Source organism: Brachybacterium sp. SW0106-09 (genome assembly GCF_001293905.1).
GTDB classification, from domain to species: domain Bacteria; phylum Actinomycetota; class Actinomycetes; order Actinomycetales; family Dermabacteraceae; genus Brachybacterium; species Brachybacterium conglomeratum.
The window spans coordinates 19,267-33,888 of sequence record NZ_BCAK01000027.1 but is presented as its reverse complement, the minus strand read 5'-3'; the positions used below and the strand labels follow the sequence as shown (position 1 = coordinate 33,888).

General features: G+C 71.9%; 13 protein-coding genes. 6 read left to right on the top strand and 7 right to left on the bottom strand.

Annotated features, from left to right (window positions below):
• Nucleotides 1-94 precede the first annotated feature (94 nt).
• Nucleotides 95-1,108 (bottom strand): 4-hydroxy-3-methylbut-2-enyl diphosphate reductase, encoded by a 1,014-nt coding sequence (locus tag Y09_RS12065; protein ID WP_053917942.1) that lies wholly within the window; start codon nucleotides 1,106-1,108, stop codon nucleotides 95-97.
• A 129-nt stretch (nucleotides 1,109-1,237) separates the two neighbouring features.
• Between Y09_RS12065 and xseA the strand changes: the two genes are divergently transcribed.
• On the top strand, nucleotides 1,238-2,632 hold the full coding sequence (gene xseA / locus Y09_RS12060; protein WP_053917941.1) for an exodeoxyribonuclease VII large subunit: 1,395 nt from the start codon (nucleotides 1,238-1,240) through the stop codon (nucleotides 2,630-2,632).
• Entirely contained in the window at nucleotides 2,629-2,955 is a 327-nt protein-coding gene (locus Y09_RS12055) for an exodeoxyribonuclease VII small subunit (RefSeq protein WP_053917940.1), read from the top strand. The genes xseA and Y09_RS12055 overlap by 4 nt, the downstream gene beginning before the upstream one ends.
• A 29-nt stretch (nucleotides 2,956-2,984) precedes the next feature.
• On the opposite strand, the gene Y09_RS12050 is transcribed toward Y09_RS12055, so the two are convergent.
• Nucleotides 2,985-3,755 (bottom strand): DUF4245 family protein, encoded by a 771-nt coding sequence (locus Y09_RS12050; RefSeq protein WP_234695717.1) that lies wholly within the window; start codon nucleotides 3,753-3,755, stop codon nucleotides 2,985-2,987.
• Nucleotides 3,756-3,867: 112 nt separating this feature from the next.
• Here Y09_RS12050 and Y09_RS12045 point away from each other — a divergent pair, with 112 nt between their 5' ends.
• The 3 genes from Y09_RS12045 (at nucleotide 3,868) to Y09_RS12035 (ending at nucleotide 7,674) form a co-directional block, all read left to right on the top strand.
• Nucleotides 3,868-4,779, top strand: coding sequence for a carbohydrate kinase (locus tag Y09_RS12045; protein WP_053917938.1), 912 nt, complete (start codon nucleotides 3,868-3,870; stop codon nucleotides 4,777-4,779).
• A gap of 124 nt (nucleotides 4,780-4,903) precedes the next feature.
• Complete coding sequence (locus tag Y09_RS12040; protein WP_053917937.1) at nucleotides 4,904-6,319, top strand: aspartate ammonia-lyase; 1,416 nt, start codon at nucleotides 4,904-4,906, stop codon at nucleotides 6,317-6,319.
• 47 nt (nucleotides 6,320-6,366) lie between these two features.
• Nucleotides 6,367-7,674: a hypothetical protein gene (locus Y09_RS12035; RefSeq protein ID WP_148639640.1), complete on the top strand. Its 1,308-nt coding sequence runs from the start codon at nucleotides 6,367-6,369 to the stop codon at nucleotides 7,672-7,674.
• 454 nt (nucleotides 7,675-8,128) lie between these two features.
• On the opposite strand, the gene Y09_RS12030 is transcribed toward Y09_RS12035, so the two are convergent.
• The 3 genes from Y09_RS12030 to Y09_RS12020 all read right to left on the bottom strand — a co-directional run bounded on the left by Y09_RS12030 (nucleotide 8,129) and on the right by Y09_RS12020 (nucleotide 12,032).
• Nucleotides 8,129-9,034 (bottom strand): hypothetical protein, encoded by a 906-nt coding sequence (locus Y09_RS12030; RefSeq protein ID WP_053917958.1) that lies wholly within the window; start codon nucleotides 9,032-9,034, stop codon nucleotides 8,129-8,131.
• A 556-nt stretch (nucleotides 9,035-9,590) separates the two neighbouring features.
• Nucleotides 9,591-11,051 carry a PhoH family protein gene (locus tag Y09_RS12025; protein WP_159419657.1) on the bottom strand — a complete coding sequence of 487 codons (1,461 nt, stop codon included), beginning with the start codon at nucleotides 11,049-11,051 and terminating at the stop codon, nucleotides 9,591-9,593.
• 222 nt (nucleotides 11,052-11,273) lie between these two features.
• Nucleotides 11,274-12,032, bottom strand: a complete 759-nt coding sequence (locus Y09_RS12020) for an isoprenyl transferase (RefSeq protein WP_053917935.1) — start codon at nucleotides 12,030-12,032, stop codon at nucleotides 11,274-11,276.
• A gap of 183 nt (nucleotides 12,033-12,215) precedes the next feature.
• Here Y09_RS12020 and Y09_RS12015 point away from each other — a divergent pair, with 183 nt between their 5' ends.
• Nucleotides 12,216-13,103 (top strand): hemolysin III family protein, encoded by an 888-nt coding sequence (locus Y09_RS12015; protein WP_082358805.1) that lies wholly within the window; start codon nucleotides 12,216-12,218, stop codon nucleotides 13,101-13,103.
• 28 nt (nucleotides 13,104-13,131) lie between these two features.
• Here the strand turns inward: Y09_RS12015 and Y09_RS17565 are convergent, their stop codons facing one another.
• The gene (locus tag Y09_RS17565; RefSeq protein WP_053917934.1) at nucleotides 13,132-13,614 is read right to left on the bottom strand and encodes a hypothetical protein; all 483 of its coding nucleotides are present in this window, start codon (nucleotides 13,612-13,614) and stop codon (nucleotides 13,132-13,134) included.
• Entirely contained in the window at nucleotides 13,611-14,522 is a 912-nt protein-coding gene (mca, locus tag Y09_RS12005; RefSeq protein ID WP_053917933.1) for a mycothiol conjugate amidase Mca, read from the bottom strand. Before mca ends, Y09_RS17565 begins: the two co-directional genes overlap by 4 nt.
• Nucleotides 14,523-14,622 lie beyond the last annotated feature (100 nt).

Below are 14,622 nucleotides of genomic sequence, written 5' to 3'. Positions count from 1 at the left end.
ATGCCGAATCCCGACGGTCGACGGTGCCGGTCTCCACACCGAGATGACCGACGGGTCAGGAGCTGCTGAGCCGGCGTCCGCACGCCGCGGCGGGTCAGGACTCGGCAGTGGCGCGATCCCCGGTGGGCTTGGTGCGGCGGTCGGACTCGCCGCGGCTCTTCATCTCCTGGCGCAGCTCCCGCGGCAGGGAGAACATGAGGTCCTCGGTGGCAGTGCGCACGGGCTTCACATCGCCGAAGCCGCGCTCGGAGAGCTCGGCGAGCAGCTCCTGGACCAGCACGTCCGGCACGGAGGCGCCGGAGGTCACGCCCACGCTCTCCACACCCTCGAACCACTCCTCGCGCAGCTCGGAGACGCTGTCGATGCGATGGGAGGCCTTCGCCCCGGCCTCGAGCGCGACCTCCATCAGGCGCACGGAGTTCGAGGAGTTCGGGGAGCCGACGACGAGGACGAGGTCCGCGTCGGGGGCGATCTTCTTGATCGCGACCTGGCGGTTCTGGGTCGCGTAGCAGATGTCGTCGCTGGGCGGCGCCTGCAGGGTGGGGAAGCGCTCCTTGAGGCGGTCCACGGTCTCCATCGTCTCGTCGACGCTGAGGGTGGTCTGCGAGAGCCACACGACCTTCTCGGGGTCGCGCACGGTGACCTTGTCGACGTCCTCGGGGCCGTTGACGATCTGCACGTGCTCCGGCGCCTCGCCGGCGGTGCCCTCGACCTCCTCGTGGCCCACGTGGCCCACCAGCAGGATGTCGTAGTCCTGGTGGGCGAAGCGCACCGCCTCCTTGTGGACCTTGGTGACCAGGGGGCAGGTCGCGTCGATGGTGCGGAGATTGCGCTCCTCGGCCATCTCGCGGACCTTCGGGGAGATGCCGTGGGCGGAGAAGATCACGAGCGCGCCCTCGGGCACCTCGTCGACCTCCTCGACGAAGACGGCGCCCTTCTCCTTCAGGCGGTCCACGACGAACTTGTTGTGCACGATCTCGTGACGGACGTAGACGGTCTCGTCATAGTGCTCGAGGGCGCGCTCGACGGCGACGACGGCACGATCGACGCCCGCGCAGTACCCGCGGGGCTCGGCAAGGAGGACGGTTCCGGTGCTCACGCCTCCCATCGTAGGAGGCCCGCGTCTGAAGTGGCAGGTCGTGGGGCAAGAGTCACCAACCCTCCACAGGACGGCGACATCCACAGCCGGCGCCTTCCGGTCCGCGCGATGTCGGCCGGTCGTGGAAGAGTGGACCCCATGACGCAGACGACCCCCGATCCGGGCGGGGCGGGCGAGGGCGCCGAGGTGACCGGCGCCCCGGCCGCCGGGGCCCGCCCGCCGCTCGCCGCGACCGCCGCGCAGACCACGGCGGAGAACCCGTGGCCGCTGCGGCAGCTGTCCGTGAAGGTCGGCGAGTACGTCGCGCGGATGTCCCCGCTGTGGGTCGAGGGCGAGATCGTGCAGCTGAACCGTCGGCCGGGCGCGGGGCTGAGCTTCATGACCCTGCGCGACATCGACGTGGACATGTCCTTCTCGGTGCCGGTGCGCGAGCACGTTCTGCGCGCCCTGCCGGTCGAGCCGGTGCCCGGCGCGCGCGTGGTCGTGCACGCCAGGCCCACCTTCTGGACCAAGCGCGGCAGCCTCCAGCTCGAGGCCGACGACATCCGCCCCGTCGGGCTCGGCGAGCTGCTGGCCCGGCTCGAGCAGCTCAAGCGGGTCCTCGCCGCGGAGGGTCTGTTCGCCGCCGCGCGGAAGAAGCCGCTTCCCTTCCTGCCGCGCGTGGTGGGGCTGATCTGCGGGCGGGAGTCCGCCGCGGAGCGCGACGTGGTCGTCAACGCCCGTCGGCGCTGGCCCGCCGTGCAGTTCGAGATCCGGGAGGTCGCGGTGCAGGGGACGAAGGCGGTGCGGGAGGTCTCCGCGGCGCTGAAGGAGCTCGATGCCCGCGAGGACGTGGACGTCATCATCATCTCGCGCGGCGGAGGCTCCCTCGAGGACCTGCTCCCCTTCTCCGACGAGCAGCTCACCCGCCTGGTCGCCGGCGCCGACACCCCGATCGTCTCCGCGATCGGACACGAGGTGGACACCCCGCTGATCGACCTCGCCGCCGACGTCCGCGCCTCCACCCCCACCGATGCCGCCAAGCGCGTCGTGCCCGACATCCAGGCCGAGCTCGAGCAGCTGGACCTGGGCCGCACGCGTCTGCGCGCCGCGATCCGCGCCCGCATCGAGCGGGAGCAGTCGGGGCTGGACGCCATGCGCTCGCGGCCCGTGCTCGAGAACCCCTCGAGCATCCTCGCCGGCCGCGCCGACGAGATCCGCTCCCGCATCTCGCTGGCCCGCACCCTGATCGGCTCGCGCCTGGACCGGGCGGCCGACGAGGTCTCCCACCTCGGCAGGCAGGTGCGGGCCCTGAGCCCCCTGGCGACCCTCGAGCGCGGCTACGCCGTGGTGCAGACGGCCGACGGCACGATCATCCGCGCCCCCGAGCAGAGCGAGGTCGGCGAGGCGCTGTCGGTGCGGGTCGCCGGCGGCCGCTTCGGCGCCCTGCACGTGGACACCGACCCCTATACCCCGCCTGCCCCGCAGGCACCGACCGACGACCAGGCCCGCCCCGCCCAGGATCGGACCGAGAACGACGAGGAGACCGCATGAGCACGCCCGATGCCCCGGAGAACGCACTGACCGCCGACGAAGGCGCTCCCGGCACCCCGGGCACCGCGCCCGTCACCCCTGCCGGGGACGAGAAGGCCCTCCCCGCCGATGTCGCCGAGCTGTCCTACGAGGCGGCCCGCGACCAGCTCGTCGAGGTGGTGCGCCGCCTCGAGTCCGGGCAGGGCGGGCTCGAGGACTCGATCGCGCTGTGGGAGCGCGGCGAGATGCTCGCCCGTCGCTGCCAGCAGTGGCTGGACGGGGCCCGCGAGAGGCTCGAGGACGCCGTGGCCGCGCGGCGCGAGGAGGACGGCGCCGAGCGCTGAGCGACCGCTCCGGATCGTCGGCCGAGGCCTCAGCCGATCGCGGCGAGCGCCTCGTCCATGAGCTGCTCGAGCTCGGCCTGATCGGCCGCGCCGTGGACGAGGATCCCGAAGCCCTCGCCCTGGCAGGCGATGCCGGTCTGCTCCGCGTCGTCCCCGCCGCCGAGCACCTGGCACTCGGCGCCCCGAAGGCTCGTCTCCTCGGTGACGGTCGCGCCGGGCATCTCGGCCGACAGCAGCGACGCGCTGACCTCGGCGTCCTCGGCCAGGGTCACGAGATCCCCGCCGGGCGCGGTGTACTGCACGGTCCAGCGCGGGCTCTGCCCGTCGGTGAAGCGCGCCGAGCGCACCTGCCAGTCCTCGCCGGTCGCGGGCACGGCGACGGGGAAGTCGGCCACGTCCTGGGCGCGCTCGGCGGTCGCGGCGACGTCCACCTCCGAGTTCTCCAGCGGCTCGCGCTCGAGGTCGCTGCCCACCCCGAAGAAGCCCACCGCCAGCACGATCACCACGAGCATGGTCAGCACGATCGCCCAGACGATGTTGCGCAGCACCGTGTTCTGCTTGGTCGGCAGCTGGTACGCGGACCTCGGCCGCTCGACGGGCAGCTCGTCAGCGCCGGTCACCTCGGCCTGCGTGCCGACGGCCCCGGCCCCCGCGCCGTCGGACCCAGCACTCGCTGCCGCTGCGCCGTCGGCCCCCGTGCGACCCGCGCCCTCGCTGTCGGCCCCCGTGGGGACAGGGCCGCCCTCACCGCCGGCGGGGCTCGCGGTGCGGTCGGGGCTCTCGGACTGGGCATCGTGCATGCGGGCCATTGTCCCCGCCCGCGCCGCCCTCCGCCTCCCGTGGTGATCCGGGCCACGGCGCCCCTCCCTCGCTCATGTCGCCCGCGCCCTGGAAACCTGCGATGATCGAAGCGTGACCGCGAGAATCCTGATCGCCGGAGAAGCCCTCACCGATATCGTCGTCGACGCCGATGGCGCTCGTCGCGAGCACCCCGGCGGCTCCCCCCTGAACGTGGCCGTCGCCCTGTCGCGACTCGGCCACGATGCCCATCTGCTCACCGCGATCGGCGACGACGCCCGGGGCGACGCGATCCGCGCCCACCTCGATGAGTCCGGCGTGCAGCTTACGCCCGCCTCGGTCCGACCCGGCCGCACCTCGACCGCCGAGGCTGTGCTGGATGCGCACGGCGCCGCGACCTACACCTTCGACCTCGCCTGGGACCCGGACACCGCCGGGCTGCCCGAGACGCCGGACGCCGTGCACACCTCCTCCATCGCCGCCGTCCTGGATCCGGGGGCCACGACGCTCTCCGCCCTGCTGCGCAGCGCCCGCGGGTCCTCGACGATCAGCTACGACCCCAATGCGCGCCCCACCCTGATGGGCGCGCCGGAGGACGTCCGCGCTCGGATCGAGGAGAACATCGCGCTGTCCGACGTGGTCAAGGCGTCCGACGAGGACGTGGCCTGGCTGTACGGCACCGAGGACGTCGAGGACGTCGCCGCCTCGTGGCGCGATCTCGGCCCGTCCCTCACCGTGCTGACCCGCGGCGGCGACGGCGCGGTCGCGTTCTCCGCCAGCGGGCGCGTGCAGGTCGCGCCGGTGCAGGTCGAGGTGGTCGACACCGTCGGCGCCGGCGACACCTTCTCCGCCGGGATCCTCGACGCGCTGGCCGCCAAGGACCTGCTCGGCGCTGATCGCCGCGAGATGCTCGCCGCGATCCCGTCGGACGATCTCGCGACCGTGCTCCGACGTGCCGCCGCGCTCTCAGCGATCACCGTCTCGCGCGCCGGCGCGAACCCGCCCTGGAGTCACGAGCTCACCTGACCCGCCCGCCCGGGGCAGCTGCGCGGGCACGCCGAACCAGCCCGCCTCCCCCTCCACCGGCCCGGGGCCACCCGAGGACCGGACCCGACCACCCGACAGAGAAGACGAACAGGAAGGCCCGTCGATGAACCAGTCCACCCCCGCAGCGCAGCAGAGCGACTACCGCATCGAGCACGACACCATGGGAGAGGTGCGCGTGCCCGTCTCGGCGCTGTACCGCGCCCAGACCCAGCGTGCGGTCGAGAACTTCCCGATCTCCGGGCAGGGCCTCGAGCCCGCGCACATCCACGCTCTCGCCCAGGTCAAGAAGGCCGCCGCCCGTGCGAACAAGGAGCTCGGGGTGCTGGACGGCACCATCGCCGACGCGATCGTCGCCGCGGCCGACGCGGTCATCGCCGGCGAGCACGACGACCAGTTCCCGGTGGACACCTACCAGACCGGCTCGGGCACCAGCTCGAACATGAACATGAACGAGGTCCTGGCGACCCTCGCCACCAGCGCGGGCACCGAGACCCACCCCAACGACCACGTCAACTGCTCCCAGTCCAGCAACGACGTGTTCCCCACCTCCGTGCACGTCGCCGTGACCGCCGGCGTCGTCGAGCACCTGCTGCCCTCCCTCGCCCACCTCGCCGAGGCGCTCGAGAAGAAGGCCGAGGCGTGGAAGGACGTCGTCAAGTCCGGCCGCACCCATCTGATGGACGCCACCCCCGTCACCCTCGGCCAGGAGTTCGGCGGCTACGCGGCCTCGATCCGCTACGGCATCGAGCGCGTCGAGGCGGCGCTGCCCCGCACCGCGGAGGTCCCCCAGGGCGGCACCGCCGTCGGCACCGGCATCAACACCCCGATCGGCTTCCCGCAGAAGGTCATCGCGAACCTCGTCGACCAGACCGGCCTGCCCTTGACCGAGGCGCGCAACCACTTCGAGGCGCAGTCGAACCGCGACGGCCTGGTGGAGATGTCCGGCGCGCTGCGCACCATCGCCGTCTCCCTCACGAAGATCTGCAACGACCTGCGCTGGATGGGCTCCGGCCCCAACACCGGCCTGGGCGAGATCGCGATCCCCGACCTGCAGCCCGGCTCCTCGATCATGCCCGGCAAGGTCAACCCCGTCATCCCCGAGGCGGTGCTGATGGTGTGCGCGAAGATCGTCGGCAACGACGCGGCCATCGCCTGGGGCGGTTCGCAGGGCGCCTTCGAGCTGAACGTGCAGATCCCGCTGATGGGCACGAGCCTGCTGGAGTCGATCCGCCTGCTCGCCAACGCCTCCACGGTGCTGGCCGACAAGACCGTCGACGGGCTCACCGCGAACGAGGAGAAGGCCCGCTTCTACGCCGAGGCCTCCCCCTCGATCGTCACCCCGCTGAACAAGCTGATCGGCTACGAGTCCGCCGCGAAGATCGCCAAGCACGCCGTCGCCGAGCGCATCTCCGTGCGCGAGGCCGTGATCGCGCTGGGCTTCGTCGAGCGCGGCGAGCTCACCGAGGAGCAGCTCGACAGCGCACTGGACGTCCTCTCGATGACCACGCCGAAGGCCTGATCCGTGCTTCGGGTGCCACGGCATCTCGGTCAGACACGGCGTCGCGCATGACGCGCGAACGGGCAGGGGGCGAACCGTCGACGACGGTGCGGCCCCTGCCGATGCCGCTCCCGCTCGCGCTCCTGCGCGGGCTCTTCACGGTGGCGGGCTGGATGATCTCGGCCGCGCCGCTCGCTTTCCTCGCGCTGCTGGTGATCCTGGTGGTCGAGTCCCTGCTCGCGGTCGTGCACGTGCCGGCGTTCTCGACCTCAGACTATGGTGATCGCCTCATCGGGCTGATGCTCGGAGCCGGCGCGATGGTCTCCGGTGCGGCGCTGCTCGTGACCGTCTTGGTGTGGACGGTGCTGCCGGCCATCGAGCTGCACCTCGCACGGGCCAGCGCGCCCCGTGCACGTCTGTCCGCGCAGGACGGTCGACGGCTCGTCGTCCCTGCTGCGCGGCGCGCCGGCCTTCTCCTCGCGGTCGCGGCCGTCGGCCTTCTTGCAGTCGGTGCGGTCGTCGGGCTCCTTGCGGAGGAGCGGGGGGACGGTCTCCATGCAGTGGTGTTCGCCGGTCTCGGTCTGAGTGCGGCAGTTCTGAGTCTGTTCGTTCGACGGCGAACCTCCGGTTCATCTGCTGATCTCATTGCGCTGGAGACGGCCTGGCCTCGCGTCGAGTCGACACCCGAGCAAGTGACGGTGATCCTCGCGCGCGAGCGCCGGCGCGAGGAGGATCCAGCGCACGACGTGCCGATGCACGGCCGACGACGGTCCGACGCTCGCCTGCCGGCAGACGGTTCGTATCTTTCCGCGTGGCCCCTCGCGCTCGTCGGCGCCGGAATCACGGGTCTCGTGCTGTCCGACGTGCTCGAGTACGACGGTCCGTTGCTGGCCGTGCCTTTCGCGCTCCTGCTCGCCGCCGCCGGGCTTGGTGCCTTGGTCGCGATCCTCCCCGTCCAGAGTGCTTCGAGAACTTGGGCACGCGAGACCAGTGCGGAGACCGCACCGCGAGCGTCCGCCGCCGTATACACGCGCCGTCATCCCGCTTTGCTTCCCGCCGCGATGCTCGCGATGACGGCGGCGGCCGCGTTCACCGCTGCACTCACGGCGCACTGGCTCGGTCCCACCACGTACTCGTCGGTATCCCTGTCGACGAGCTCCACACTCGGGGCGCTTGGAGTCACGCTCGCTGTCGTGTCGATCGGAGTCAGCGCGATCGAGCATCGGGGGACACGGGCCTGGCGCGAGCGGTTCCTTCTCGCCCGTCAGGATCTCGATCCATTCTGGTGCCCCGACCTGCACCACGATGGGTTGCAGAGCATCCACGGCTGGCTGAACGGGGACGACGCACCTCCGCATGGACGACGGACTCTCTGACACTGCAAGCATTCGAACGCGACAGCCGCCCTGCCGCGCGTTGCCCGGTCGGGCCACACCGTGCCGATGCGCACGGCGCACCTTGACCTGGAGCGCACTCCAGGGTCTGGGATGAGCGGCATGTGGATCCTGCTGCTCGGCCGGACACACCCATCGGCTGCTGAGCTCTCCCGCCGAGCACGCACATCCCGCGGTCCGTCGCCGCCGTCCCCGCCGTCGCCGTCGCCCCACCAATGTCGCCGTCCCGGCGTCGCCCTGCAGTCGCCGCCTCCGCTGCAGCGGTGTCTGTGGTCACTGGCGAAATGCGGGGATCCTCCGCCCCAGAGAACGTCGGTGCCCAGATACCGCCAGTGAACACAACCACGCCGACCGGCCGGCGCCCTTCCGACGTCCCCGGTCCTCGGTACTCGGTCCCCGGTCCCCGGTCCCCGGTCCCCGGTCCCCGCACGGATGTTCAGCCACTCCGGGCGCTCCGTCGGAGCTCGCGTCGATGATCACCGCGGCTGAGGATCGTCTGCAGCTTCCGGCGCGTGTCCGGCCAGTGCAGGAACACCTGCTCCCACGTCAGGCGCGTGACCCGGTACCCGATCGACTCCAGATACAGGTCCCGTGCCCGGTCCTCGGCATAGCTCAGCGGGTCGTCATGGAACTCGCGGCTGTCGCACTCGATGATCCAGTTCCGCCCCACCAGCAGATCCACGCGCCGGGCGTCGTACGGGAAGCGCACCTGGGTCTTCACGCCGATGCCCCGCGACTCGAACCACCAGCGGACGGCCGTCTCGGTGCCCGACTCCGCATCACCTCGCACGCGTGAGAGCGGCCGACGGATGTCCTTCGGCAACCTCAAGAGGAGCTGTTCCAGCTGCCCCCGGCCGATCAGCCTGCGCTGGAGCGAGGACTCCATGAGCACCGCCGCCTTCACCGTGGGAAGGCATCGAGCAGCGTGCTCCAACACCAGGCCCAGGTCAGGGACGGGATCGTCGTCCGGCCAGGATCGCAGCTCCGGTCCGTGCAGGACGAGACGCTGCAATGGCCTCTTCCCGGTGTCGTTCATCCGCCCGCGCCGCAGGGGCAGCTCCCTCACGTCCTCGAGCTCGGGCGGCAATCTCAACATCCGCGGCCGGAACACGTGCACGCCGGTGTGCGGTGGTGTCCAGACTCCGTGCAGGGATGCCGCGTCAAGGCAGGTGGGGCGCAGCCCCAGCTCGAGCAGGGCGAGGAGGTCGGTCGGCGCCGCGTCGGTGACGTACCAGGGTCGCACCGTGCGATGCTCGCCGTGTGCAGTGCGTCGAAGGAGCTCGGCACGGGCGACGCCCTGCGCACGGAGGGTCCGCTGGTGGTCAATGCCGTCGATCTTCATGAGGGCATCGGAGCATGTCCCCACTCGTGGCCGACCACGCGCATCCCTCCTGGGGACGGAGCGCCGGTGGGGAGGAACAGTCCCAGCGCCGGCGCCGCCAGGAAGACTTGATCCCGGTCCGGAACGTGCAGGGAAGGTCAGCCGGGCAAAGGTGCCGACGGCCAGAGGCAGGACCGGACGTGATCCGAGAGCCTCGCCCCTGCCCGCGCCGCGGTCCTCTGCGTTGACTGGCGGAATACGGGGACGCTCCCGCCTATACGGACTCCGTCCGGCTATGCCGCCAGTCAACGCATGCGCTGCCGACGCGCGACGTGACGACTTGGCGTCGGCGAGCCCGCGGACGCAGCGGGTCTCGATGTCTCACACTCAGCGCGGCGAGCCCGCGGAGGCGGGATGTGCCGGCTCCCCGCACCCCGGACCCCTGCGCTCACTGGCGGAATACGGGGATGCTTCCGCCCATGCGGCCTCCGTCCGGGTATACCGCCAGTGAACGCAGAGACTCCACCGCAGCGTGGACCGCCCCCCGGCGCTCAGCGCCAGGACCGTGCCCCGCCCCTCAGGGGATCGGCTCGTCCAGCACGTGGGTGACCAGCTCCGCGACCTTCGACCGCTCGGAGCGCTGCAGGGTGATGTGCGCGAAGAGCTCCTTCTCCTTGAGCGCCTCCACCACGGAGGCGATCCCGTCGTAGCGGCCGATGCGGAGGTTGTCGCGCTGGGCGATGTCGTGGGTGAGCACCACGCGGGAGTTCTGGCCGATGCGGGAGAGCATGGTCAGCAGCACGTTGCGCTCGAGGGACTGGGCCTCGTCGACGATCACGAAGGCGTCGTGGAGGGAGCGGCCGCGGATGTGGGTCAGCGGGAGCACCTCGAGCATGCCGCGGGAGAGCACCTCGTCGATGACGTTCTGGGAGACCATCGAGCCGAGGGTGTCGAACACGGCCTGCCCCCAGGGGCCCATCTTCTCACTCTGGTCGCCGGGGAGATAGCCGAGCTCCTGCCCGCCGACCGCGAACAGGGGACGGAACACCATGATCTTCCGCTGGGTGCGGCGCTCGAGCACGGCCTCGAGACCCGCGCAGAGGGCGAGGGCGCTCTTGCCGGTACCGGCGCGGCCGCCGAGGGAGACGATGCCGATGGACTCGTCCTGGAGCAGGTCGATCGCGACGCGCTGCTCGGCGGAGCGGCCGGCGACCCCGAACACGGTCTGGTCGCCCTGCACGAGCCGCACCTGTTTGTCGCGGGTGACGCGGCCCAGCGCCGAGCCGCGCGGGCTCGTGATCGTCAGGCCGGTGTGCACCGGGTGGTGGGCGATCTCGGGCACTTCGACGACCTGGCCGTCGTAGAGGTCGGTCATGGTCTGCTCGTCCACGGAGGTGGCGACCATACCGGTGTAGCCGCGGTCGCGGGCGAGCTCGGCCCGGTACTCCTCGGCGTGGATGCCGGAGGCGCTGGCCTTGATGCGCATCGGCAGATCCTTGGACACCAGCACCACGTTCTTGCCCTCGAGCTGGAGGTTCTTCGCGACGGCGAGGATGCGGGTGTCGTTGTCGCCGAGGCGGAAGCCGTCGGGCAGCGAGGCGGTGCTCATGTGGTTCAGCTCGACGTGCACGTGGCCGCCGTCCTTGCCGATCGGGAGCGGCACGGAGAGGTTCCCGTGGAGCTCGCGCAGGTCGTCGAGGATGCGCAGCGCCTGCCTCGCGAAGTAGCCGAGGTCGGGGTGGTGGCGCTTGGCCTCGAGCTCGGTGACCACGACGATCGGCAGCACGATGTCGTGCTCGGCGAAGCGGTGCAGCGAGAGCGGGTCCGAGAGCAGCACCGAGGTGTCCAGCACGTAGGTGATCACGCCCGTCTCGATCTCGGCGAGCAGCTGCTGGGCGGCGCCGGGCCGGAGCGAGGGGACCACGGGGGCGCCGTCGGGGTTCGCGGCGCCGATCACCGCCGTCCCGCCGTCCGGTCCGGGCGAGAAGCTGCCGCCGAAGGCGGTCGTCGTCTCGCGGGCAGTGGTCGTCTCGTCCATGGGAGCCTCCCGGAATCTCGCGGATGCCTGGACCTTAGCCCTCGGTGCACCCGCCGTCGGGCGAGTCCCGCGGGCGGCGGACACGACGTTCACCCGATCGTCATCGGGAGTTCTGCGGGCTCCCGATGAGGGCCAGTGTGCCACCGCTCACAGCGCGATGCGGGGAGGGCGCGGGCGGTGCGTCGCGCTCACGGCGGCCGACGAGGCACGGGGCCGACGGTCTCAGGCTCCGTACCGGCGCTCGCGTCGGCAGAAGTCGCGCAGGGCGCGCAGCAGGTCGATGCGGCGGAACCCGGGCCAGTAGGTCTCGCAGAACCAGTACTCGGAATGCACCGACTGCCAGAGCAGGAAGCCGGAGAGGCGCTGCTCGCCGGAGGTGCGGATGATGAGGTCGGGGTCGGGCTGACCGCGCGTGTAGAGGTGCTCGGCGATCGCGCCGACGCTGATCCCCTCGGCGATCTCCTCGATGCACTTCCCCTGCGCGCCGAGGTCCCGCACCAGCTCGCGCACCGCGTAGACGATCTCCTCGCGGCCGCCGTAGCCGATCGCGACGTTGACGGTCAGGCGGGCCTCGGGCGAGGTCTCCTGCTGCAGGCGGTCGATCCCCTCCCGCATCTCCTCGGGGAGAGAGTCGGCGCTGCCGGTCAGGCGCACGCAGTAGCCGGCATCGGTGATCTGCTCGATGGTGGAGGTGATGATCTCGTACAGGGCGACGAGCTCCTCCGGCGGGCGCCGGAGGTTGTCGGTGGAGAGCATCCACACGGTGACCAGCGGGATGCCGAGGTCCTCGCACCAGGAGAGGAACTCGACGATCTTCGCGGCGCCGGCGCGATGACCCTGGGCGGTGGACTCCCCCGCGGCCTTCGCCCAGCGGCGGTTCCCGTCGACGATCACGCCGAGGTGCTGCGGGAGGTCGAAGGACTCGAGCTCCTTGGACAGCCTGCGCTCGTACACGCGGTACAGCAGCCCGTCGCCGGCCATGCGCGCCTCCGTCCCCTCGTCGTGCCCGCCCGGCACCACCGCCCCGGGTGCGCGCCGGGTGCGGCGCGCTCCGTCCATTATCGACGACCGCGGGAGCGCCGCCCGACGATCGGTGGGAATCCGCACGAGACGGTCACAGCACCCCCATATCGAACCTACGGTTGCGTAGGTTACGGTGTGCCCATGACCCCCGGACCCCATGACGAGGCCGCCGCGAGCGCCTCCGGCCGCACCCCGCGCGCCGCCGACGAGTCCCCCGCCTCCCCCGGCGGCGCCCCGACGCTCCAGGACCCCGCGCCGCGCGAGATCGCCGAGGCCGTCGCCGGCAGCGGCGGCACCACCGAGCTGCGCGACGAGGACCTGCCCACGGCGGAGAACTTCCCCTTCGCGCCCCGCACCCTGACCCGGGCGATGGCACGCCGCGCCACCCAGCTCGGCCTCCAGCTGCCCAAGCCGCGACTGCGCGGGATGCTGCACCTGATCGCCTTCCCGACCACGCTCGTGCTCGGGCTGCTGCTGGTCGCCGTCGGCCAGACCTTCACGATCCGCCTGGCCTGCGCGGTCTTCGTGCTGACGGCCGGGATGCTGTTCGGGATCAGCGCGGTCTACCACCGCGGCACCTGGTCCCCGCAGCGCGCGATCATCCTGCGCCGCTTCGACCACGCGAACATCTTCCTGATCATCGCAGGCACCTACACCCCGATCGCCGCGGCGCTGCTGGCCCCGCGCCAGGCGCTCACGCTGCTCGCGATCGCCTGGGGCGGCGCGCTGGTCGGGGTGTGCTTCCGGATCTTCTGGACCGGTGCGCCGCGCTGGCTGTACGTCCCCGCCTATGTCGCCCTCGGCTGGGTGGCCGTGTTCTACATGCCGCAGCTGCACGCGGGCGGCGGCTGGCCGGTGGTGATCCTGCTGCTCGCGGGCGGACTCGCCTACACGGCGGGCGCGGTGATGTACGCGCTGAAGCGGCCGAACCCCTCCCCCGCCTGGTTCGGCTTCCACGAGATCTTCCACGCGGGCACGCTGATCGGCTTCGGCTGCCACTTCGCCGCCGTCGCCGCGGCGGTGCTCTGAGCAGAGCCGCTTCCCGGGCGGCGTGCGCTCAGCGGCGCGAGTCGCCCTCCTGCGCATCCTCCGAGGGGTCCGAGACTTCCGTCGGTCCCGCAGGATCCGTCGGCTCCGCGGAGCCCGCGGGCTCCCCGTCCGGCGCGGCGTCCGCGCCGTCGGCCTGCGCCTCCTCGCCACCCTCGCCGTCGGCGGTCCCTCGGTAGGCGGCGTCACCCGCGGCCTTCTCGCGCCCGGCCGCCTCGGCATCGACCTTCTCGGCCTCGGCCTCCTCGCGCTCGAGCTGCGCCTGGCGCTCCTCGACCCGGGCCCTCGCCTGCACCCGTCGGACGCGCCGCGTCATGTCGATCAGGAGCAGCACGACGACCACCGCGAGCACGAAGGTCGCGAAGAAGCCGGGCAGACCCGGGGAGACGGTGACGGAGTTGAACTCCTCGCCGTCCGACGGGCTCGGCGCGGCCTGGAGCACGGTGCCGAGGGCCGGGAGCACGCCCGCCCCACCGAGACCTGCCCCGATCACGGGCGGGCCTCCACGGTCTCGTGGCGGAGCCCGGCGAACAGGTCCCGCTCGGGCAGCTTCACGCCGATCCGGGAGATGTGCAGCTCGTAGTCCTCGGTGCCCCAGGCCGCGATCTCCGCGTCGTGCGCGATGCGGAAGAAGGGCCCCTCGGGGTCGACCTGGGTGGCGTGGGCGCGCAGCGCGTCATCGCGGATCCCGAGATAGTCGCGCACGTCGATGCGCGTGGTGAGCAGCCGGTCGTGGCTCTCGTCGTAGTGCTGGAGCATCTGGTCGAGCTCCTCGTTGGGGGTGCCCTCCGCGCGCAGGTGACGGCTCACGGCGGCGAAGCGCTGACGGTGGAAGCCGTTGATGTAGTACAGCTTCGCGATCTCCCAGGGCTCGCCGAGCTCGGGCGCGAAGTCCGGGTCCGCGGCGAGGTCGAAGGCCGCCACGGAGATGCGGTTGACCTGGATGTGGTCGGGGTGCGGGTAGCCGCCGTTCTCGTCATAGGTGGTCATCACGTGCGGGCGCAGTCGGCGCACCGCCTCGACCAGCGGACGGACCGCCTCCTCGACGGGGAGGGTCGCGAAGCTCCCGGCCGGCAGCGGCGGCAGCGGGTCCCCCTCAGGCAGTCCCGAGTCGACGAAGCCGAGCCACTCGTGGTCCACGCCCAGGATCTCCTTCGCCCGCTCCATCTCACGGCGGCGGATCCCGGGCAGGCTCTCGGGGGTGATCCCCGGATCGTCGCGGAGGCGGGGGTTCAGCACGTCGCCGCGCTCTCCGCCGGTCGCGGTGAGCACCGTGACCTGCACTCCCTCGCGTGCGTAGCGTGCGGTCGACCCGGCACCCTTGGACGACTCGTCGTCGGGGTGCGCATGGACGGCCACCATCCGCAGGGGCTCATCGGGGGCGGGCAGCTGGACGGTCACGGGACTCCTCGGAGACGACGGGCGGGGCACTGCCCCGGTGCGGTTCACGCGCGCGACCGACTCGGTCCGCGACACCTGCACCAGCGCCCGATCGTACGCC